Below are 20,902 nucleotides of genomic sequence, written 5' to 3'. Positions count from 1 at the left end.
GACGCGGTGGCTGCCCTGACGGCGAGGAACATACCCAGTTCGAAGGCGCCTGGGTACGTCCACTTGTGCGTCATGAGCCTGTAACCAGCCGTCCGCCACAGGATCGAAAGTCAAAGCTTGGCAAGGAATAGCTCAGCGATGTGTTCACTTCTTGAACGGGCCCAGCCTCGCAGGCCGTCATTATCGCTCACCTGAGCGGCTCTCGGCACGTCTGATTTCGATCGATGAACGATCAAGGGGTGGCACTCAGTGCCACCCCTTGGAGAAGTGCAGTCGCTCAAGATCCGCTCATCTGAGCGCTACCCCTATCAAGGGTGGCGAGAATCACGCTGCCACAGGCGGCGGAATTTCACCATGCGGACGACCCGCGGACAGGTATCCGGACCGAAACGTGCTGCTTACACGCCGAGCGCCAGCAACCGCTCCTCCACCCGCTCCGGCGCATACAGGTACTCGACCACCAGCGCCCCCGCCCCCACCAGCCCGGCCCGCTCGCCGAGCCGCGAGGTCACGACCTCCAGATGAGCGGTGGAACGCGGCAGCGCCCGCTGGTACAGCAGCTCCCGTACGCCGGTGAGGAAGGGAGTTCCGGCCAAATCCCCGGCGATCATCAGAACCCCGGGGTTCAGCAGCGTCACGACGGTCGCCAGTACGTCCCCGACCGCCCGCCCGGCCTCCCGCGCGAGCGCCGCCGCCTCCGGATGCCCGGCCGCCAGCAGATCCCGTACGTCCGAGCCGGACGCGGCCGGCACCCCGGTCTCCGCCAGCCGCCGGGCCACGGCGCCACCGCTGGCGACGGCGGCCAGACAGCCGTACGAACCGCACCGGCACAGCGCCTCCGCGCCCACCCGGATGTGCCCGAGGTCGCCCGCGCCGCCGTCGATACCCCGGTAGACGGAGCCGTCGACGACGACGCCCGCGCCAATACCGGTGGACACCTTGACCAGCACGAAAGCCGAGCAGTCCGGGTGTCCGGTGCGCTGTTCGCCGTACGCCATGAGGTTCGCGTCGTTGTCGACGAGGACGGGGACGGGCGCGGCGCCCGTGTGCTCGGTGAAGGCTCTGGCGAGGCGGCCTCGTATGTCGTAGCCGTCCCAGCCGGGCATGATCGGCGGCTGGACGACGCGGCCGGTGTCGTTGTCGACGGGGCCGGGCACCGCCAGTCCGATGCCGCAGACCTCGTCGGCCCGGTGACCGGCCTTCTCCAGCAGCTCGGCGAACCAGTGGCCGAGGTCGCCGAGTACGGCGTCCGGGCCGTCCTCCACGACCAGCGTGCCGGAGTGCTCGGCGAGGATCTCGCCGGTGAGCGAGAGGACGGCGGCGCGGGCGTGCCGGGTGTCCAGGTCGGCGGCGAGGACGACGGCGTGCTCGTCGTCGAATTCGAGGGTGATCGAGGGGCGCCCGCCGAGCGGGGAATCGACCGGGCCGCCGGCGCCCTCGCGCAGCCAGCCCGCGCGGAAGAGGCGGTCGAGACGCTGGCCGACGGTGGCGCGTGAGAGACCCGTCACCTGTTGGAGTGCACCACGGGTCGTCGCCCGGCCGCTGCGGACCAGTTCCAGCAGCTCTCCGGCGCTCGCCTGAGTCCGACCGGCCATGCACACCCCCTTGTGTTTCTCAAGCTTGCATTACATATTGAGTTTTGCGTGTTAAATAGACGTAACTCTACGGTAGCCAGCGCCGAACCGGTCGGCCGGACGTCTTCGGGGAGCCCCGAGTGGATCGCACTGCCCAACTCACAGCACGCCGCACCGAGCGTGAGCTCGTATACGATCCGCACCTCACGAAACCTTCGCTGCACCTCAGGGCCGCACGGGTGCTGGAGACCAACTGGACCGGCACCAACACGGTGCCCTCACGCAGCCTGTACCCGCACCAGTGGTCCTGGGACTCCGCGTTCATCGCGATCGGCCTGAGGCACATCTCGCCGTTACGGGCGCAGACGGAGCTGGACACGCTGCTCGACGCCCAGTGGGGCGACGGCCGGATCCCGCACATCGTCTTCAACCCCTCCGTACCGCTCGACGCCTACTTCCCGAGCCCCGACTTCTGGCGCTCCTCGACCGCGGGGCGCGCTGCGGGCGCCCCGCGCACCGTACAGACGTCCGGCATCGTGCAGCCACCGGTGCACGCGCTGGCGGCCTGGCTGGTGCACTGCGCCGACCCCGGTCTGTCCCGGGCGCGCGGGTTCCTCTCCAGGGTGTATCCCCGGCTGGCCGCATGGCACCGCTATCTGCTGCACCGTCGGGACCTGGGCGGCGGCGGTCTCGCGTCCGTCGTGCACCCCTGGGAGCAGGGCATGGACAACTCCCCCGCCTGGGACGCGCCGCTGAGCCGCATCACGCCCGCCCCGGCCCGCTCCTTCCGCCGTGCCGACCTCGATCACGGGGCGGCGGAGGACCGGCCGACGGATCTGGACTACGGGCGGTATGTGCGGCTGGCGACGGACTACCGGGACCGGGGATACGCCGACGGAGCCGGCGATTTCGCGGTGGAGGACCCGGCGTTCAACGCCCTGCTCATCGCCTCCGAACACGCCCTCGCCCGCATCGCGCACGAGCTGGGGGCGACGGGGACGGCCCGGCACGCACGCGCGGAACGGCTGACGGCTGCGCTGGTGGAGCGGCTGTGGGACCCGGCGCGGGGCATGTTCTTCTGCCGGGATCTGCGGGGCGGGGAGTCCGGCCGGGATCTGCGCGGCGGCCTGATCCCCGAGCGCGGTGTCTCGGGGCTCATCCCGCTCCTCCTGCCCGGCCTCCCGCGCGACATCGCCGCCGCCCTCGTCCGCACGGCAAGCGGCCCGCACTTCGGCCTGGGCGACACCACCCGCATCGTCCCGTCGTACGACCTCCTCGGCGAGGCCTTCGACCCGCACCGCTACTGGCGCGGCCCGGCCTGGTTCAACACCAGCTGGCTACTGGAGCGCGGGCTGCGCATGTACGGCGAGCGGGAGCGCGCCGGTGCGCTGCGCGAGGCGGTGCTGGAGCTGGCCGACACGTCCGATTTCGCGGAGTACGTCGACCCGTACACCGGCGAGGCCTGCGGAGCCACCGGCTTCGGCTGGACCGCCGCGCTCACGCTCGACCTGCTGCACAGCGACACCACAGTCAGCGGCACTTCAGTCATGGCCAGCGCGGCGACCAAGGGAGGGGACCAGGGATGACGGACCGGCATCATCTGCTCGTGCACGGCGGGACGTTCGCCGCCGTGGGCGACGGCGGCGACATCAGCGGCGTACGGGGCGGCACCTCCCCGGACGGCTTGTTCGTGCGTGACGCGCGGCACCTCAGCCGCTGGCAGCTGACGGTCGACGGGGCCGTACCCGAGGCCCTCAGTCCCGTCGCCGACGGGGACACCGCGCGCTGTGTCCTGGTCCCGCGCGGTGGCCGCCAGGAGCCACCGGCGTACACGATCTTTCGTGAACAGGCCGTAGGAGACGGCGCGTTCGTCGAGTTAGTGCGAGTGACCAGCAACCGCCCGGTGCCGACCACGGTCCGCCTCGCGGTCACCGCCGACGCCGACTTCACCGACCAGTTCGAGCTGCGCTCCGACCACCGCACCTACACCAAGACCGGCGCCACCCGTACCCGCCAAGTCCTCGACGGCGGCGTGGAGTTCACCTACCGGCGCGGCGAATGGCGCTCCCTGACGACGGTGACGGCCGAGCCGGTGCCGGACGGCGTCGAGGAGACGGGCACGGGCGCGCGTCGCCTCGTATGGACCCTGGATCTGGAACCGCACGGCACGGCGGAGCTGGCCCTGCGGGTCATGGCCCGTCCGCACGGCGACAAGCGGGCCCTCCGGGTGCCCCGCTCCCCCGCCGCCCTGACCGACCAACTCCTCGCCCTGGAGGGCGAGTTCGTGGAAGGCGTGGCCTTCCCGACCGGCTGGCCGGAGCTGGCCGCGGCCTGCGCGCGGGGCCTCGCGGACCTGGCCTCGCTCCAGATCCCGGCGGCGGGCCTGGACGGCGAGGAGGTGCGGGTTCCCGCGGCCGGAGCGCCCTGGTTCCTGACGCTGCTGGGCCGCGACGCGCTGCTGACGTCCCTGTTCGCCCTCCCCTACCGTCCCCAGCTCGCCGCCGCCACCCTCCCCGCGCTCGCCGCGGCCCAGGCGACGGAGACCGGCGCGGGCTCGGTCGCCCAGCCCGGCAAGATCGTGCACGAGGTACGGCACGGCGAGCTGGCGCACTTCGGGCAGGTGCCGTACGGGCGTTATTACGGGTCGGTGGATGCGACGCCGTTGTTCCTGGTGCTGCTGGGTGCGTACGTCGAGCAGACGGGCGACGCTGAGCTGGCCCGCCGCCTTGAACCCCACGCCCGCGCGGCGATCGGCTGGATGCTGGACCACGGCGGGCTCACCTCCCGCGGCTACCTCGTCTACCGCGCCGACCAGGGCGGCCTCGCCAACCAGAACTGGAAGGACTCCCCCGGCGCGATCTGCTCCGCCGACGGCACGAGGGCCTCCGGCTCGGTGATGGCGGCGGGAGCGCAGGGCTATGCGTACGACGCCCTGCGCCGCACCGCGTGGCTGGCCCGCACGGTGTGGGACGACGAGGTGTACGCGGCGCTGCTGGAGCAGGCGGCGGGCGATCTCCGCGACCGCTTCCAGCGGGACTTCTGGATGCGGGACCGCTCCTTCCCCGCCCTAGCGCTGGACGGCGAGGGCCGACATGTCGACGCGCTCGCCTCCGACGCCGGGCATCTGCTGTGGTCGGGGCTGCTCGACAAGGAGTACGGCGAGATGGTCGGGCGGCGGCTGCTGGAACCGGACTTCTTCTCCGGGTGGGGCGTCCGCACGGTGGCCTCCGGCCAGCCTGCGTATCATCCGCTGTCGTATCACCGGGGGTCTGTGTGGCCGCATGACAACGCGCTGATCACGTTGGGGCTTGCGCGGTACGGGCTGCATGACGAGGCCCGTACGGTGGCGCATGCGCTGGTTGATGCGGCGGCGGCGACGGGGCACCGTCTGCCCGAGGTGCTTGCCGGGTACGGCCGCCGCACCCACGCGGAGCCGGTGCCGTATCCGCATGCGTGCGTGCGCGAATCCCGGTCGGCGGCGGCGCCGCTTGCTCTGCTGACGGCTGTTGGGGGCGCGTGAGGTTTGTGTTGCGGGTGCGGGTGAGTGGGGGCTGGTCGCGCAGTTCCCCGCGCCCCTGGCGGCGTTGTGTTTGCCGTGTGTTTGCCGAGTGCTGGGCGAAAGGGCTGAACATGGGCCGGGGCAGGACCGTACGGGATGACGTCGATCCTGGGCCTTGCACGGAAGGACCTTCGGGTGCCCGTCTTCACGCGCCAACGTCAACTGCCTGCTACGACTGACGAGCCGGCAGCCGCCGACGGCGGGAAACCACTGGAGGGGCCACCCGCACCCGACGACGAAAGTGGTACGCCACAGGCGCTTCGCACGCGGTTTGCCCACCTCCGTGCCTGGCGCTCGCGCCACCCTGCGGCTGCCCGGAACCTCAGCTGGACCACGACCATCCTCGCCGCAACCCTCGTCATCGCCGCCTTCCTCCTCCCGAACGCCTGGGGCGCCCTGCGTCCGAACAGATTCATGCGCCTCCCGGCGGAGGCGATCGTAGGAGCGGTGATCCTGCTGGCGCTCCCCCGCCGCCCCCGCACCATCGTCGCCGCGCTGATCGGAGCCGGCCTGGGTGTCCTGACCGTGCTGAACTTCCTGGACATGGGCTTCCGGGAGTATCTGGGGCGGGGCTTCAACCTGGTCCTGGACTGGGAGTTGCTGGACGACGCGCAGTCGTACACGGCGGACTCGATGGGCGGTACGGTCGCGACGGTCGCCGCCGTCGGAGCCGTACTCCTCGTCGTCGTACTGATTGCCGTGATGGCGCTGGCGACGGTCAGGCTGGCCAATCTCCTCGGCCGGAACACCGCGCTGGCGACGCGCGGCACGCTGATCGCGGGCACCGTCTGGATCATGTGCTCGGCGATGGGGGTCCAGCTGCTGGGCGTGCCGGTGGCTTCCGACCGGGCGGTGAGCGCGCTGGCGGTCCAGGCGCGGCGGGTGAAGGACACGCTGCGCGACGAGGCGGCGTTCGCCAAGGAGGCCAAGGCGGACCGGTTCGGCAGTACGCCCGGAGCTCAGCTGGTGCCGGATCTGCGGGGCAAGGACGTCATCTTCACGTTCATCGAGAGCTACGGCCGCAGCGCGCTGGAGGACCCGGACATCTCGCCCGGCGTGAACAAGACGCTCGACACGAGCAGCGAGGCGCTCACGAAGGCCGGTTTCGCCGCGAAGAGCGGCTGGCTGACGTCGGCGACCTACGGCGGCAGCAGCTGGCTCGGCCACTCCACGTTCCTGTCCGGCCTGTGGATCGACAACCAGCAGCGCTTCCGCACGGTGATGTCCAGCGACCGGCTCTCCCTCACCAAGATGTTCCAGAAGACCGGCGCGTGGGACACGGTCGGCATCATGCCGGGCATCCAGAAGCGCTGGCCGGAGGAGGAGTTCTACGGCCTCGACAAGGTCTACGACGCCTTCGAACTGGGCTACAAGGGCCCGAAGTTCAGCTGGTCGACGATGCCGGACCAGTACGCCCTGGAGGCCTTCCAGCGCCAGGTGCACGGCAAGAAGCGCGACAAGCCGCTGATGTCGGAGGTCATCCTGACCTCCAGCCACCAGCCGTGGGCCCCGATCCCCAAGATGGTCGGCTGGGACGAACTGGGCGACGGCTCGATCTTCAACAGCATCCAGAAGGCGGGCAACAACCCGTCGGACGTCATGTCCGACAGCGCCAAGTCCCGTGAGGAATACGGCAAGTCGATCGAGTACTCGGTCACCTCACTCACCCAGTGGCTCGAACGCTACGGCACCGACGACACGGTCCTCGTCTTCCTCGGCGACCACCAGCCCATTGCCCGCGTCAGCGGCGACAACGCCAGCCGCGACGTCCCCGTATCGATCGTCGCCAAGGACCCCAAGGTCCTCGACAAGATCTCCTCCTGGAACTGGACCGACGGCATCAAGCCCGACACCAAGGCCCCCGTCTGGAAGATGGACGCCTTCCGCGACCGCTTCCTGATGGCATACGGCTCAACACCGGCCCCCTAGCGCCCTAAAGGGGCGCGGGGAACTGCGCGACCAGCCCCCACGGCGCCGCAGACGACCGAATCGCTCACCCACCGGACGTATCCAATTCCGCGTCCTCACCGATGCCCGCGCAGTCATACGGATCCTTCAGCCACCCATCCGGCAGAACGACCCGGTTGTTTCCGGAGGTACGCCCGCGGGGACCGTCCGCCCCGGCCGGCCAGGCCTGGTCGAGGTCCAACTCATCCAGACCAGAACGGAGTTCCTGAAGCGACGACGTGATCGCAAGACGCTTCCGCATCTCCGAACCGACGGCGAAACCCTTCAGATACCACGCCACATGCTTGCGGAAGTCGATGACGCCGCGCGCCTCGTCCCCGATCCACTCCCCGAGCAGCGCCGCGTGGCGGACCATGACGTCGGCGACCTCACGGAGAGTGGGCTCGGCGAAGTCCGTCCGTCCCTCGAACGCCGCCACCAGGTCAGAGAACAACCAGGGCCGCCCAAGGCAACCCCGGCCGACAACCACCCCGTCGCATCCAGTTGCCCGCACCATCCGCAGCGCGTCCTCCGCCGACCAGATGTCGCCGTTGCCGAGGACCGGGATCTCCGGCACGTGTTCCTTGAGGCGGGCGATGGCGTCCCAGTCGGCCGTGCCGCCGTAGTGCTGGGCCGCGGTGCGTCCGTGCAGGGCGATGGCCGTCACGCCCTCCTCGACCGCGATCCGGCCGGCGTCGAGGTAGGTGATGTGGTCGTCGTCGATGCCCTTGCGCATCTTCATGGTGACCGGGAGGTCGCCGGCGCCGCTGACCGCCTCACGGAGGATCGCGCGGAGCAGGGGGCGCTTGTAGGGGAGCGCCGAGCCGCCGCCCTTGCGCGTCACCTTCGGGACCGGGCAGCCGAAGTTCAGGTCGATGTGGTCGGCGAGGTCCTCCTCCGCGATCATGCGGACGGCCTTGCCGACGGTCGCCGGGTCGACGCCGTACAGCTGGATCGAGCGCGGCTTCTCGGTCGCGTCGAAGTGGATCAGCTGCATGGTCTTCTCGTTGCGCTCGACCAGCGCCCGCGTCGTGATCATCTCGCTCACGAACAGCCCCTTGCCACCGCTGAACTCCCTGCACAGCGTGCGGAAGGGCGCGTTGGTGATCCCGGCCATGGGGGCCAGGACGACGGGCGGCTGGACGGTGTGCGGGCCGATCCGCAGGGTCGAGTTCATCGTGGACGTGGGCGTGGACATCCACCCATTCTCACGTACCGAGGGGGGTGCTGCCAGATTCATTAGTTAGGCGTACTATTCATGCATGCCCGAGCTGAGCCCCCGCCGTCGCATGCTGGTGCTCGCGATCTGCTGCATGAGCCTGCTGATCGTGAGCCTCGACAACACGATCCTCAACGTGGCCCTGCCCTCGATGCAGCGCGAGTTGCACGCGAGTACGGCGGGCCTGCAGTGGACCATCGACGCCTACACCCTGGTCCTTGCCTCGCTGCTCATGCTCGCGGGCTCCACCGCCGACCGGATCGGCCGCAAGCGCGTCTTCATGGCGGGCCTCGTCGTCTTCACGATCGGCTCGGCGCTGTGCTCGATCGCGCCGAACCTGGAAGCGCTGGTGGCGTTCCGCATGGTGCAGGCGGTGGGCGGTTCGATGCTGAACCCGGTCGCCATGTCCATCATCACCAACACCTTCACGGACCCGCGTGAGCGGGCCCGCGCGATCGGCGTATGGGGCGCTGTCGTCGGTATATCGATGGCCGCGGGCCCACTGGTCGGCGGACTGCTCGTGGAGTCGGTGGGCTGGCGGTCGATCTTCTGGGTCAACCTGCCGGTGGGGCTGGCCGCGCTGCTGCTGACCCTCCGCTACGTCCCCGAGTCCCGTGCGGACCGGGCCCGCCGTCCCGACCCCGTCGGCCAGATCCTGGTGATCGCGCTGTTCGGCAGCGCGACCTACGGAATCATCGAGGCGCCGCACGCCTCGCTCGCCACGGTGCTGCCGTTCGCGGTGGTCGCGGTCGCCGCGCTGATCGGGCTCCTTCGGTACGAGCCTCGGCGCGCCGAGCCCCTCATCGATCTGCGGTTCTTCCGGTCGGCGCCGTTCAGTGGGGCGACCGTGATCGCGATCAGTGCGTTTGCCTCGCTGGGCGGGTTCCTGTTCCTGTCGACGCTGTATCTGCAGAACGTGCGGGGGCTGGACGCGCTGCACGCCGGGCTGTGGATGCTGCCGATGGCTGTGCCGACGCTGGTGTGCGCTCCGCTGGCCGGGCGGTTGGTCGGCAGCCGGGGGCCACGGTTGCCGCTGCTGATCGCGGGGGTCGCTATGACGTGCAGTGCGCTGCTGTTCGCGGTCTTCGATGCGGAGACCTCTGACGTGACGCTGTTTCTGGGGTACGCGCTGTTCGGTATCGGGTTCGGGTTCGTGAACGCGCCGATCACCAATACGGCGGTGTCCGGGATGCCGCGGGCTCAGGCGGGGGTTGCGGCGGCGGTGGCTTCCACGAGCCGTCAGTTGGGGCAGACGCTCGGTGTTGCCGTCGTGGGGGCCGTGCTGGCCGCCGGCGTGGGGGCGGCGGCATATGAGGATGCGTTTGTGGCTGCCGCCGTGCCCGGGTGGTGGATTCTGACCGGGTGCGGGGTGGCCGTGCTGGTGGTGGGGCTGTTGAGCAGTGGGCGGTGGGCTCGCGGGACTGCTGAGCGTACGGCTGAGGAGCTGGACGCGGTGGACGTGCGTCAGACCGTAGGGGTTTCTGAGCGTCGGTGAGTGCGGGTTCGTTGTGGCTGGTCGCGCAGTTCCCCGCGCCCCTATAGGTCTCTCACCTCGCCTGCGCTATTACGTGCAGGTTCTCCAGTCGCCGTCGTGACTCCTCGTCCGCCGGTATGTACGTCACCATCCTCGGCCCCTGCCCCGGGCCCAGCCACAAGTCCGTGTGGTCCACCGTGAGTCGGCCTACGTAGGCGTTGTCGAACTCCTTTCGCTTGCTGCGGTGAGTGTTGACCTCGTGGCGGTCCCAGGCCTCGCAGAACTGGGGGGACTCGGTGCGGAGGCGTTTGAGGAGCATCTTCCAGGCGGGCTCGGCGAGGTGGCCGGCCATGGCGGCGCGGAAGCGGGCGGCCATGAGGCGTTGGGTTTCTTCCAGGTGGACGATCGAGGAGCGCCAGTCGTCGTGGGTGTAGCAGAGGACCATGCAGTTGCGGTCCTCGGGCGGGACGGCGTCCAGGTCGCAGAGGAGCAGGCCGTAGGTGCGGTTGTAGGCGAGGATGTCGTAGCGGCTGTTCTGGAGGCAGGCCGGGAACGGTTCCAGTTGTTCGAGTACGGCGCGCAGGGCGGGAGTCACCGACGCGCAACTGGTGGCCGGGGCCGGGTCCACGGCGCCGGCTAGCTGGAAGAGGTGGGCGCGCTCGCTGGGGTCGAGGAGCAGGGTGCGGGCGAGGGCGTCCAGGACCTGGACGGAGACCTGGATGTCGCGGGCCTGTTCGAGCCACGTGTACCAGGTGACGCCGACGGCGGAGAGGTGGGCGACCTCCTCGCGGCGCAGGCCCGGGGTGCGGCGGCGTCGGCCGCGCGGGAGGCCGACCTGCTCGGGGGCGATGTGCTCGCGGCGGTGCCGGAGGAAGGCGGCGAGTTCGTGGCGGCGGATCTCCGCTTCGCGGGCAGGCCGGGGCTGTCGTACCGCCGTCTCCTGGGCCATGGTCGTCATGCCTCCAGCGTGCGCGAGCGCGAACCCTGTTGCCAGGTTCGCCTACTACCAGGATAAGGAGAATCTGGTACCCGTTTGAGGGGAGGAGCAGGCTCGTGGTCGTGACCGAAACCACGATGTCCACGACCACGGTCCGCTCCCCCGCCGCGCCACCCGTACTCGGCGGTCTCGGACTTCTCACCGTGCTGCTCGGTGCGGCACTTCCGCTCATCGACTTCTTCATCGTCAACGTCGCCCTGCCCACCATCGGCCAGGACCTTGCGGCGAGCGAGTCCGTCCTGGAGCTCGTCGTCTCCGGGTACGGCCTCGCGTACGCCGTGCTGCTCGTCCTCGGCGGCAGGCTGGGCGATCTCTTCGGCCGGCGCCGCCTTTTCCTGGGCGGCATGGCGGCCTTCGGGCTGACCTCGCTGGCGTGCGGGCTCGCGCCCACCGCGTGGACGCTGGTCGCGGCCCGGGTCGCGCAGGGCGTGGCGTCCGCGGCGATGCTGCCGCAGGTGCTGGCCACGATCCAGGCGGCGACCTCAGGACCGCGCCGGGCGAAGGCCATGGGCCTGTACGGCGCGACAGCCGGACTGTCCATGGTGGCGGGGCAGATACTCGGCGGCGTGCTGGTCGCAGCGGACCTCTGGGGCACCAGCTGGCGTGCCGTGTTCCTGGTGAACGTGCCGGTCGTGCTGCTCGGCCTGGTGCTCGCCGCCCGTGCCGTCCCGGAGACCCGCTCGCAGCACCCGGAGCCGATCGACGCCCCCGGCACGGTCCTGCTCGCCGCCTCCCTGCTCGCGCTGCTGGCGCCGCTCACCGAGGGCCGGGCTGCGGGCTGGCCGCTGTGGACGTGGCTGTCGCTGGCCGCGTTCCCGCTGCTGGCGGGCGCGTTCTACGCGGTGGAGCGGCGGGCGGACCGGCAGGGCCGTACGCCACTCGTCCCGCCGAGCCTGTTCGCGCTGACGTCATTGCGGCGCGGGCTGGTGATGATCGTGCCCTTCTCCATCGGCTTCAGCGGGTTCATGTTCGTGATCGCGGTGGCGTTGCAGCAGGGCGCTGGGCGGGGCCCGGTCGCGGCGGGACTCGCGCTCGCACCGATGGCGGTGGTGTTCTTCTTCACCTCGCTCGCCGGGCCGCGGCTGGTCACCCGGTACGGCACCCGCGTGGTGACAGCGGGCGCCGGGCTCCAGGCCGTGGGCGTGGCGCTGATGGCGCTGGCCGCATGGCGCTCCTGGCCGGACCTCGGCATCGTCGAACTGCTGCCGGGCGCGGCGATCGCCGGAGCCGGTCAGGCCCTCCAGCTCCCGATCATCTTCCGCGTCGTCCTCTCCGAGGTGCCGACCGCTCGCGCGGGCGTCGGCAGCGGCGTGATGATCACCACCCAGCAGTCGGCCCTGGCCCTCGGCGTGGCCACCCTCGGCACGCTCTTCCTCTCCCTCGTCCCCGGCCTCGGCATGCGAGACGCCCTGGTCACGACGCTGGTGGTGCAGCTGGCGGGGGTGGCGCTGACGGGTCTGCTCAGCCTCCGCCTGCCGCGCACGATCGGTTGACTCGGCCACAGCTTGGACAACTCACTGTGAAGGACCACCTGTTGATGTTGGTCGTGATGCACACTCCTCCTTGACTTTCCCGGGACGACTTTCCCAGGACGCTGGAGGCGTTATGCCGCAGATCGACTCGAGCAAGGTAAGCCGCTGGGACCAGCACGGCCGTGAGCACGTGGTGCGGGTGCAGCGCACCGGAGTGCAGCGCACGATCAGGTGCGACACGTGCGGCTGGCGCAAGCCGGCGCAGTTCCTGCCGTGGCTGAAGGCGGAGGAGCATCTGGCGGAGGCGCATCAGGCGACGGTGGATCCATCGGCGGCGTAGGGGTCGCGGTGGCGATGACTTTCCGTGGCGGCGGCGGTCGTACGTACGAAGGCATACGACGATCAAGGCGGAAGGCCGGCCGATGAGCGCTCTGCGCGAGACCCTGCGACGGCATGTAGACGACGGATCGGTGCCGGGAGCGGTCGGCCTGGTGGACCGCGGCGACGAGGTCGAGGTGGTGACCGTCGGTTCCCTGACCGCCGGCGGCACCGCGCCGCTGCCCCGGGACGCGATCTTCCGGATCGCCTCGCTGACCAAGCCGATCACCGCGGCGGCGGTGCTGATGCTGGTGGAGGACGGGCGGATCGGGCTCCACGACCCCGTCGACGAATGGCTGCCGGAGCTGTCGAAGCCGATGGTGGCGCGTACGCCGTCGAGTCCCGTGGACGACGTGGTGCCGGCGGTCCGCCCGATCACGGTCGAGGACCTGCTCACCTCCCGGACGGGCTGGGGGTACGCGTCCGACTTCTCGCTCCCCGCGGTCCAGGCCCTCGCCGCAGTCCAGAAGGACAGCCGGGAGCCGCACACCTACCCCGATCCGGACACCTGGCTACGGCAGCTGGCCCAGGTCCCGCTGCTCCACCAGCCCGGCGACGGCTGGCTGTACCACACGTCGTCCGACCTCCAGGGCATCCTGATCGCCAGGGCGTCGGGCCGTACCCTCCCGGAGTTCCTCGCGGAACGGATCTTCGAACCGCTGGGCATGAAGGACACGGCCTTCGAGGTCCCGGAGACGAAACGCGACCGCTTCACGACCTACTACCGCACGGGCCCGACCGGCGCCCTGGAGCCGGCGGACACCCCGGACGGCGACTGGAGCCGGCTGCCCGTCCTCCCGTCGGGCGGCGGCGGACTGGTCTCCACGGCCGACGACCTGCTGGCCTTCGTCCGCCTGCTCCGCTCCTCCGGTGAATCCGGTGCATCCGGCGGCCAGCGCCTCCTGACGCCCGCCTCCGTCAGCCGCATGACCACCAACCACCTCACCGCCCACCAACGCGAACTCGGCACCCTCTTCCTCCAGGACCAGGGCTGGGGCTACGGCGGTCAGGTCGACGTCACCCCCAGCAACCCCTGGAACACCCCCGGCCGCTACGGCTGGGTCGGCGGCACCGGCACCACCGCCTACCTCGTCCCGCCCACCGGCACGATCACGATCCTGCTGACCCAGGTGGGCGTGGAAAGCCCGGAGCCCGTGCGGTTGTTGGTGGACTTCTGGCGGTGTACGGCGGGAGGTTAGGCCCTGAGTCCGCGCACCAGCAGATCCACCATCGCCTCGAACTCCCTCTGGATCTCCGCCCGTTCCCACTCCCGGTAGTACCGCGGGTCATGGAAGAGGGCCGTGGCCTGGAAGAGGGCGGTGGCGGTGGTTGCCGGGTCGGCGGTGGTGAAGGCGCCGGACTCGGTGCCGGCGCGGACGATTTCCGTGAGCTGGCCGGTCAGGTCGGTGAGGTGTTCGTCGACGGCGTGGCTGTTCTCGCTGGTGAGGACGGAGTAGGTGGCGAAGAGTTCGGGGTCGTCGCCCGCCTTGTGGCGCTTGGCGTCGAACAGGGCCTGCAGCCAGTCGCGGACCCGGGACTCCGGGTCGCGGTCGGTCGCCGCGACGATGCCGGACAGGGACGCCGACGTACGGTCCAGCCACCGCTTCGTCACGGCCTCCCGCAGCGCCGCCTTCGTGCGGAAGTGCCGGTACACGCTCCCGTGGCTGACGCCGAGCGCGCGGGCCACGTCGACCACGGTGGCCTTGGCGGGGCCGTGGCGGCGCAGCACGTCCTCGGTCGCTTCGAGGATGCGCTCGGCGGTCAGGGTCTCGGAGGTGGGTGACATGGTCAGACCGTACCTGGCGGCCCGGTCGCTACTTGCTGCCCAGGTGGGACATCTGCGCCGCCGGGTAGCGGTCGCCCGCCGCGGCGTCCGCCGGTACGGCCTCCTCGACGGCCCGCAGATCGGCCTCGTCCAGCGTGACGTCCAGCGCGCCGAGGGATTCGGTGAGCCGGTCCCGGGTGCGGGCGCCGACGAGCGGCACGATGTCGTTGTTGTGCTGCGAGCCCCGCGACAGCACCCAGGCGATGGCGATCTGGGCGACCGAGACGCCCTTCTGCTCGGCGATCTTCCGCAGCGCCTCGACCAGGTTCAGGTTGTGCTGGAGGTTGTCGCCCTGGAAGCGGGGCGACATCGACCGGAAGTCGTTCGCGGCGAGTTGGCGGCCGGCGGAGAAGTGGCCGGAGATCAGACCACGGGAGAGCACGCCGTACGCCGTGATGCCGATCCCCAGCTCGCGCGTGGTCGGCAGGATCTCGTCCTCGATGCCGCGTGAGATCAGCGAGTACTCGATCTGCAGGTCGGCGATGGGGGCCGTGGCTGCCGCCCTGCGGATGGTGTCCGCGCCGACCTCGCTCAGGCCGACATGGCGCACGTACCCCTTCTCGATCAGCTCCGCGATCGCACCGACCGTCTCCTCGATCGGTACGGCCGGGTCGAGCCGGGCGATCCGGTACACGTCGATGTGGTCGACGCCGAGGCGCTGGAGCGAGTACGCGGCGAAGTTCTTCACGGCGGCGGGACGGCCGTCGTATCCGCTCCAGCCGCCGTCCGGGTCGCGCAGCGCGCCGAACTTCACGCTGACGAGCGCCTGTTCGCGCCGGGCCGGGGGCGCGGTGCGCAGGGCCTCGCCGATCAGCATCTCGTTGTGGCCCATGCCGTAGAAGTCGCCGGTGTCGAGCAGGGTCACGCCGGACTCCAGTGCGGCGTGGATGGTCGCGATGGACTCGGTCCGGTCCGCGTCGCCGTACAGCGCGGACATGCCCATGCAGCCGAGGCCGAGGGCGGAGACCTGGGGGCCGGTGGTTCCGAGGGTTCGGGTTTGCATCGTCATGTGCTCCACGATGACATGACAGCTGACAGATTTCAATATCTGTCAGCTGTCATTCGTCAGCCACCTCAGCCACCTACCCACCGAGAGCGAGTGGTCCAGACCTATTGACTAAAGGTCTGGACCGCGCAACTGTCATGCCTACGACACCTCACCGCACCCCCACCGGGAGGCCTCGCATGTTCCGCCGCGCCCTCAGCCTGCTGGCCGCAGCCCTCACCACCGCCTGTCTCGCCCAGATCCCGCTCACCCCCACCGCCTCCGCCGCCGACACCTGCGCCGTGAAGTCGAGGCCCGCCGGCAAGGTGCTCCAGGGCTACTGGGAGAACTGGGACGGCGCCGCGAACGGCGTCCACCCGCCCTTCGGCTGGACCCCGATCACTGACTCCCGTATCGCCGCGCACGGCTACAACGTGATCAACGCGGCCTTCCCCGTCATCCGCTCCGACGGCACCGCGCTGTGGGAGGACGGCATGGACACGGGCGTGAAGGTGGCGACGCCCGCGGAGATGTGCGCGGCCAAGGCGGCCGGGCAGACGATCCTGCTGTCGATCGGCGGTGCGACGGCCGGTATCGACCTCAACTCGACGGCTGTAGCGGACCGGTTCGTCGCGACCATCGTCCCGATCCTCAAGCAGTACAACTTCGACGGCATCGACATAGACATCGAGACCGGCCTCACCGGCAGCGGCAACATCGGCCAACTCTCCACGTCCCAGGCCAACTTGATCCGCATCATCGACGGGGTCCTGGCGCAGATGCCGTCCGACTTCGGCCTCACCATGGCCCCGGAGACGGCCTACGTCACCGGCGGCAGCGTGACGTACGGCTCGATCTGGGGTGCGTACCTCCCCATCATCAAGAAGTACGCCGACAACGGCCGCCTGTGGTGGCTGAACATGCAGTACTACAACGGCAGCATGTACGGCTGCTCCGGCGACTCCTACTCCGCCGGCACCGTCGCGGGCTTCGTGGCCCAGACCGACTGCCTGAACAAGGGCCTGGTCATCCAAGGTACGACGATCAAGGTGCCGTACGACAAGCAAGTCCCGGGCCTGCCCGCCCAGTCGGGCGCCGGCGGCGGCCATATGTCACCGTCCCTCGTCGCCGAGGCCTGGCGGCACTACGGCAGCAGCCTCAAGGGCCTGATGACCTGGTCGATCAACTGGGACGGCTCGAAGAACTGGACGTTCGGCGACAACGTCAAGGCGCTCCAGGGCCGTTGACCGGCTTCGCGGAGGGAACCCCGAGCACATCGAGCATCGCCCGCGTCGCCGGACTCGGATTGAACCGGCTCCACGCGAGCACCTCGATGCGGTGCGGCCCGCCCACCACCGGGACCAGCACCAGCTCGGGGTCGCCCTCCGCCAGCGGCCGGGCGAAGGCCGACGGCAGCAGCGCGACGCCCAGGGCGCGGGCGGTCAGCCGGGTGATCAGCTCGACGACCCCGACCTCGTACGCCACGTCCCGCGCCAGCCCCGCCGCGGCGAACGCCTGGTCGGACTGGGCCCGGGCGGGGGTGCCGTGCATGAAGTCCACGAACGTCTCCTCGGCGATGTCCCGCAGGGTCACCCGGGAAGCGTCCGCGAGCCGGTGCCCGGCCGGCACGACCAGCACATGCTCGTCGTGATCGAGCACCAGGGTCTCCACCCCGGACGGCCGCTGGTCCTCGGGCAGACCGAGAAAGGCGATGTCCAGTTCGCCGTCCCGGATCGCCGCCACCAGATCGTCGCTGCGCCCGGAGCGCAGCACGACCCGGACCTCCGGGTGCAGCGCGCGATACCGCTGCAACAGCTCCGGTACGTCGACGGCGGCGGTGGTCACGATCACGCCGACGGCGAGCCGGCCCCGTACCACCCCGGCCGCCGCGGCGGCGTCGGCAGCCGCGCGGTCGGCCGCCGTCAGGCACTCGCGGGCCCGCGCGACGAACGCCTCCCCGGCGCTGGTGAGCTCCACCCGACGGCTGGAGCGGGCGAACAGCCGGACCCCCAGCTCCCGTTCCAGGCCCGCGATCCGGTGGCTCAGTGACGACTGCACCACGGAACACCGCTCGGCGGCCCGCGTGAAGTTGCGGGTCTCGGCGACGGCGACGACGTAGCGCATCTGCTGAAGGTCCATCCACCCATCGTTCTGATTCATCGCTGCCATGGCAACCATGCTTTGGAATCATGATGCGGTCCGGCCGAGACTGCACCCCATGCAGAGGAACCCGTCCGCGCAGCACGCGGCGACCGTCGCCCTGACCGCACTCGCCCCGGCCTCCTGGGGCACCACGTACGCCGTCACCACAGAGCTGCTGCCGCCCGGGCATCCGCTGTTCGCCGCGCTGCTGCGCGCCCTGCCCGCCGGGCTGCTCGCGCTGGCGCTCACCCGTGTCCTGCCGCGCGGCGACTGGTGGTGGAAGGCCGCCGTCCTCGGCACCCTCAACATCGGTGCCCTGTTCCCCCTGCTTTTCGTGGCGGCCGAACGGCTCCCCGGCGGTGTCGCCGGCACGCTCGGCGCCGTCCAGCCGCTGCTGGTCGCCGGGCTGGCCATCTCGGTGCTCCACACCAGGCCAACCGCCTGGACCTGGACGTGGGGTGTGCTCGGTGTGGTCGGCGTCGGGCTCGTGGTGCTCGGGCCCGAGGCCCGGCTGGACGCCGTGGGCGTACTCGCCGGTCTCGGCGGTACGGCGGGCATGGCGGCCGGAGTCGTCCTCACCAAGCGCTGGGGCCGCCCCGCCGGGGTCGGTCCGATGACCCTGGCGGGCTGGCAACTGACAGTCGGCGGGCTGGTGTTGCTGCCCCTCACCGTCGTGTTCGAGGGGACGCCGCCGTCGATCGATTCGGAGGCCGTCGCCGGCTATCTGTGGCTCGGCAGCATGGGCGGGCTGATCGCGTTCACGCTGTGGTTCCGCGGCATCGGGAAGCTGCCGGTCAGAGCGTCCGCCCCGCTGGTGCTGCTGTCCCCGCTGGTCGCCACCGTCGTAGGCCTCACGCTCGGCGAGACCCTGAACCCGCTCCAGGCCCTCGGTTTCACCCTCGCCCTGGCCGCCCTGCTGGCCGCACAGTTCAACGCCCCGCACACAAGGAGAGCGCAGTCCATGACGAGAAGGACGACAGGGACGACAGAGACGACAAGCCTGACGATCGCCGTGCTCGGCGCCACCGGCATGGTCGGCAGCCGGGTGATCACCGAGGCCGTCGCCCGCGGACACCACGTGCGCGCCCTGTCCCGGAAGCCCGCCGACGAGAACCGCAACGTCACGTCCGTCGCCGTCGACGCGAACGACACGGACGCCCTGCGCGAGGCCCTCGCGGGCACCGACGCCGTCGTGGTCGCCGTGCGGACCGATCCCGTCGACCAGGACTTCCTCGTCGGTACGACCCGTGCGGTGCTGGACACCGGGATACGCACCCTCGTGGTGGGCGGCGCGGGGGTGCTGCGCAGTCCGGAGGACCGTGAGCTGCTGGTCGCCGACAACTCGGTGTACGTGCCGGAAGAGGTGAAGCCGGTAGCCGCGGCCGGGGTGGCTCAACTGAGGGCCTGCGAAGGGCACGGCGGCGACTGGGCCTATCTCGCGCCGCCCGCCCTGCTGACCCCCGGCGAGCGCACCGGCCACTACCGGCGCGGCACCGACACCCTGCTCACGGCCGCCGACGGCCGCTCCTGGATCAGCGCGGAGGATCTGGCGGTCGCCGTACTCGACGAACTGGAAACCCCCGGCGCCGACCGCCTGTTCACCGTGGCCCAGCATCAGCGCCCCGAAGGGGCGCGGGGCTGTGTCGATTTGCGGCTCCGCCGCGTGGGCGCGACCAGCCACGACGGCGCCGCAGTCGATCGCTACCGCGCGGTGAACGCAAGCTTCGCCCCCAGCGCCACGAACGACCCCGCGAAGCTCCTCCGCAGCCACGTCATCACCCTCGGCCGGGAAGTGACGTGGCTGCGGACGGACGCGGCGAGGATGCCGTAGGCCGCGAAGACGACGAAGGTCGCCAGCATGAAGACGCCGCTGAGTGCGAGCATCCGGAGCACCGAGTTGGGCTCCCCCGGGGTCACGAACTGCGGCAGGAACGCGAAGAAGAAGATCGTCAGTTTCGGGTTGAGGATGTTGATCAGCACGCCCCGGGCGATCACCCGGCCCGCGGAGAGGGGAGCCTGCTGATCGTCCACCGCGATCGCCTCCCGGTCCTTCAGCGTCGCCCACGCCATGTAGAGGAGGTAGGCGACACCGGCGTACTTGAGGATCTGGAACGCCGTCGCGCTGGTGTGCAGCAGAGCGGCGACTCCGGTGACCGTCGCCAGCATGTGCGGGACGATGCCGAGGGTGCAGCCGGCCGCCGCGACGACGCTCGCGCGGCGGCCTCGGGACAGCCCCGCCGCGAGGGTGTAGACGACGCCGGTACCGGGAGTGGCGACCACGATCAGGGTGGTCAGCAGGAACGCGATGCTCATGCCGCCACCCTGTCGGGGCCGCCCCGGACCGGTACAGGACCAATCAACCGGCCCGTACGGGGACCACTCAGCCCTGCTTCAGCGGCAGCGCCAGGTCCACCACCGCCCGGCCGCCGTCGAAGGTCCCGGCCCGCGTCACCGAGCCGTTCAGCAGGTCCACGCGGTACAGCCGCTGGTCCCCGCCGACGCTGAGGACGCCGTACGCCGTGTTCGAACCGCTCCTCGTGGACGTGTAGATGTCGAAGCCCGCGCTCGGGCCCGCGTCGACGCCCAGCTTGCCGGTGGGGGCGAGGTTGCCCGCGTTGGCCGGGGACTGGACGGAGACCTGGTCGTTGACCGTGTCCACGTCGAAGAGGGTGGTGGCGGTGGTCTGGGAAAGGTCGTTGTTCGTGTACGCCGCTCCCGTCACGCCCTGTGCCGTGGCGCCCACCGTCGCGGGCGGGACCGGCGGGTTGGTCAGGGTGCCGTCGGTCGCGGTCGTACCCGCCGCCGGAGCGCCCGCCGGGTCGTCGATGTTGTGGCGGAGGTTCTGGCCGGTGTCGCTGATGACGCGCAGGCGGTTGGCGGCGGGGTTGAAGTCGACGCCGAACGACCCGCCCTGCAACGCCACGCTCAGCTGGCTGACCTTCTTCGCCTTCGCGCCGATCTCGCGGACCGTGTAGATGCCGCCCCGGTCGCCGACGCCGTACAACTTGCCGTTCTGGACGCGGTAGTCGATGCCGACGAGCTTGGTGTCGCCCTGGAGGCCGTTCACCTTGCCGAGCGGGAGGACGCGGTCAGGACGGTCGGTGCGGAAGCTGACGAGCCGCTGGTCGGCGGTGAGGCCGATGGCGGTGAGCCGGTCGCTCTGCGCCGCGCCGGCACCGATCAGGCCGCCCTTGTTCTCGATGGCGGTGGGGGAAGTCTCGGCCTTCGCCGCCCCGTCGCCCATCGCTCCGCAGCCGACGGTGCCGATGGCCAGTGCCATGACGGACGCGGCGATGACTGCTTGCTTGCGCATTGGTGCCCCCGTGAAGG

At 70.6% G+C, this 20,902-nt stretch carries 16 protein-coding genes and 1 pseudogene; 9 read left to right on the top strand and 8 right to left on the bottom strand.

Translation table 11 applies throughout. From position 1 onward, the window contains the following. Positions 1–398 precede the first annotated feature (398 nt). Positions 399–1,595, bottom strand: coding sequence for an ROK family protein (locus ACTWQO_RS38150; protein ID WP_443241963.1), 1,197 nt, complete (start codon positions 1,593–1,595; stop codon positions 399–401). 119 nt (positions 1,596–1,714) lie between these two features. Between ACTWQO_RS38150 and ACTWQO_RS38145 the strand changes: the two genes are divergently transcribed. The 3 genes from ACTWQO_RS38145 (at position 1,715) to ACTWQO_RS38135 (ending at position 7,062) form a co-directional block, all read left to right on the top strand. After that, entirely contained in the window at positions 1,715–3,160 is a 1,446-nt protein-coding gene (locus ACTWQO_RS38145) for an MGH1-like glycoside hydrolase domain-containing protein (protein ID WP_443241962.1), read from the top strand. Beyond that, entirely contained in the window at positions 3,157–5,094 is a 1,938-nt protein-coding gene (locus ACTWQO_RS38140) for an amylo-alpha-1,6-glucosidase (protein ID WP_443241961.1), read from the top strand. Before ACTWQO_RS38145 ends, ACTWQO_RS38140 begins: the two co-directional genes overlap by 4 nt. Before the next feature lie 174 nt (positions 5,095–5,268). Further along, entirely contained in the window at positions 5,269–7,062 is a 1,794-nt protein-coding gene (locus ACTWQO_RS38135) for a CDP-alcohol phosphatidyltransferase (RefSeq protein ID WP_443241960.1), read from the top strand. A gap of 64 nt (positions 7,063–7,126) precedes the next feature. Here the strand turns inward: ACTWQO_RS38135 and dusB are convergent, their stop codons facing one another. Then, positions 7,127–8,278, bottom strand: a complete 1,152-nt coding sequence (dusB, locus tag ACTWQO_RS38130) for a tRNA dihydrouridine synthase DusB (RefSeq protein WP_443241959.1) — start codon at positions 8,276–8,278, stop codon at positions 7,127–7,129. Positions 8,279–8,342: 64 nt separating this feature from the next. Between dusB and ACTWQO_RS38125 the strand changes: the two genes are divergently transcribed. Further along, entirely contained in the window at positions 8,343–9,794 is a 1,452-nt protein-coding gene (locus tag ACTWQO_RS38125) for an MFS transporter (protein ID WP_443241958.1), read from the top strand. Positions 9,795–9,846: 52 nt separating this feature from the next. Here ACTWQO_RS38125 and ACTWQO_RS38120 read toward each other — a convergent pair whose 3' ends face one another. Further along, positions 9,847–10,731, bottom strand: a complete 885-nt coding sequence (locus tag ACTWQO_RS38120) for a helix-turn-helix transcriptional regulator (RefSeq protein ID WP_443241957.1) — start codon at positions 10,729–10,731, stop codon at positions 9,847–9,849. Between the two features lie 116 nt (positions 10,732–10,847). Between ACTWQO_RS38120 and ACTWQO_RS38115 the strand changes: the two genes are divergently transcribed. The 3 genes from ACTWQO_RS38115 (at position 10,848) to ACTWQO_RS38105 (ending at position 13,819) form a co-directional block, all read left to right on the top strand. Beyond that, positions 10,848–12,263: an MFS transporter gene (locus ACTWQO_RS38115; protein WP_443241971.1), complete on the top strand. Its 1,416-nt coding sequence runs from the start codon at positions 10,848–10,850 to the stop codon at positions 12,261–12,263. 112 nt (positions 12,264–12,375) lie between these two features. Next, positions 12,376–12,582 (top strand): hypothetical protein, encoded by a 207-nt coding sequence (locus ACTWQO_RS38110; protein ID WP_365278836.1) that lies wholly within the window; start codon positions 12,376–12,378, stop codon positions 12,580–12,582. 82 nt (positions 12,583–12,664) lie between these two features. Next, on the top strand, positions 12,665–13,819 hold the full coding sequence (locus ACTWQO_RS38105; protein WP_443241956.1) for a serine hydrolase domain-containing protein: 1,155 nt from the start codon (positions 12,665–12,667) through the stop codon (positions 13,817–13,819). On the opposite strand, the gene ACTWQO_RS38100 is transcribed toward ACTWQO_RS38105, so the two are convergent. Then, positions 13,816–14,406, bottom strand: coding sequence for a TetR/AcrR family transcriptional regulator (locus ACTWQO_RS38100; protein WP_443241955.1), 591 nt, complete (start codon positions 14,404–14,406; stop codon positions 13,816–13,818). The two genes, ACTWQO_RS38105 and ACTWQO_RS38100, sit on opposite strands and share 4 nt — an antisense overlap. 28 nt (positions 14,407–14,434) lie before the next feature. Continuing rightward, positions 14,435–15,454 carry an aldo/keto reductase gene (locus ACTWQO_RS38095; RefSeq protein ID WP_443241954.1) on the bottom strand — a complete coding sequence of 340 codons (1,020 nt, stop codon included), beginning with the start codon at positions 15,452–15,454 and terminating at the stop codon, positions 14,435–14,437. A 176-nt stretch (positions 15,455–15,630) separates the two neighbouring features. Between ACTWQO_RS38095 and ACTWQO_RS38090 the strand changes: the two genes are divergently transcribed. Beyond that, positions 15,631–16,677 carry a chitinase gene (locus ACTWQO_RS38090; RefSeq protein ID WP_443241953.1) on the top strand — a complete coding sequence of 349 codons (1,047 nt, stop codon included), beginning with the start codon at positions 15,631–15,633 and terminating at the stop codon, positions 16,675–16,677. Here the strand turns inward: ACTWQO_RS38090 and ACTWQO_RS38085 are convergent. After that, the gene (locus ACTWQO_RS38085; RefSeq protein WP_443241952.1) at positions 16,655–17,569 is read right to left on the bottom strand and encodes a LysR family transcriptional regulator; all 915 of its coding nucleotides are present in this window, start codon (positions 17,567–17,569) and stop codon (positions 16,655–16,657) included. The two genes, ACTWQO_RS38090 and ACTWQO_RS38085, sit on opposite strands and share 23 nt — an antisense overlap. 79 nt (positions 17,570–17,648) lie before the next feature. Here ACTWQO_RS38085 and ACTWQO_RS38080 point away from each other — a divergent pair. Continuing rightward, a pseudogene (locus ACTWQO_RS38080) lies at positions 17,649–19,142 on the top strand (EamA family transporter); the annotation flags it as partial. A gap of 131 nt (positions 19,143–19,273) precedes the next feature. Here ACTWQO_RS38080 and ACTWQO_RS38075 read toward each other — a convergent pair. Continuing rightward, positions 19,274–19,885, bottom strand: a complete 612-nt coding sequence (locus ACTWQO_RS38075) for a LysE family translocator (protein ID WP_443241951.1) — start codon at positions 19,883–19,885, stop codon at positions 19,274–19,276. Positions 19,886–19,952: 67 nt separating this feature from the next. Continuing rightward, positions 19,953–20,885, bottom strand: coding sequence for a DUF4394 domain-containing protein (locus tag ACTWQO_RS38070; protein WP_443241950.1), 933 nt, complete (start codon positions 20,883–20,885; stop codon positions 19,953–19,955). Positions 20,886–20,902: the final 17 nt, after the last annotated feature.

The sequence above is a fragment of the Streptomyces sp. 4N124 genome (assembly GCF_052245395.1).
Lineage (GTDB): Bacteria > Actinomycetota > Actinomycetes > Streptomycetales > Streptomycetaceae > Streptomyces.
The sequence above is the reverse complement of the archived record's forward strand: the minus strand, read 5'-3'. Positions and strand labels throughout refer to the sequence as shown.

Coding starts and splice junctions, on each gene's coding strand:
- ACTWQO_RS38150 (WP_443241963.1), bottom strand. CDS start 1,595: ATGGCCGGTCGGACTCAGGCGAGCGCCGGAGAGCTGCTGGAACTGGTC.
- ACTWQO_RS38140 (WP_443241961.1), top strand. CDS start 3,157: ATGACGGACCGGCATCATCTGCTCGTGCACGGCGGGACGTTCGCCGCC.
- dusB (WP_443241959.1), bottom strand. CDS start 8,278: ATGTCCACGCCCACGTCCACGATGAACTCGACCCTGCGGATCGGCCCG.
- ACTWQO_RS38125 (WP_443241958.1), top strand. CDS start 8,343: ATGCCCGAGCTGAGCCCCCGCCGTCGCATGCTGGTGCTCGCGATCTGC.
- ACTWQO_RS38120 (WP_443241957.1), bottom strand. CDS start 10,731: ATGACGACCATGGCCCAGGAGACGGCGGTACGACAGCCCCGGCCTGCC.
- ACTWQO_RS38115 (WP_443241971.1), top strand. CDS start 10,848: ATGTCCACGACCACGGTCCGCTCCCCCGCCGCGCCACCCGTACTCGGC.
- ACTWQO_RS38110 (WP_365278836.1), top strand. CDS start 12,376: ATGCCGCAGATCGACTCGAGCAAGGTAAGCCGCTGGGACCAGCACGGC.
- ACTWQO_RS38105 (WP_443241956.1), top strand. CDS start 12,665: ATGAGCGCTCTGCGCGAGACCCTGCGACGGCATGTAGACGACGGATCG.
- ACTWQO_RS38100 (WP_443241955.1), bottom strand. CDS start 14,406: ATGTCACCCACCTCCGAGACCCTGACCGCCGAGCGCATCCTCGAAGCG.
- ACTWQO_RS38095 (WP_443241954.1), bottom strand. CDS start 15,454: ATGACGATGCAAACCCGAACCCTCGGAACCACCGGCCCCCAGGTCTCC.
- ACTWQO_RS38090 (WP_443241953.1), top strand. CDS start 15,631: ATGTTCCGCCGCGCCCTCAGCCTGCTGGCCGCAGCCCTCACCACCGCC.
- ACTWQO_RS38085 (WP_443241952.1), bottom strand. CDS start 17,569: ATGGACCTTCAGCAGATGCGCTACGTCGTCGCCGTCGCCGAGACCCGC.
- ACTWQO_RS38075 (WP_443241951.1), bottom strand. CDS start 19,885: ATGAGCATCGCGTTCCTGCTGACCACCCTGATCGTGGTCGCCACTCCC.
- ACTWQO_RS38070 (WP_443241950.1), bottom strand. CDS start 20,885: ATGCGCAAGCAAGCAGTCATCGCCGCGTCCGTCATGGCACTGGCCATC.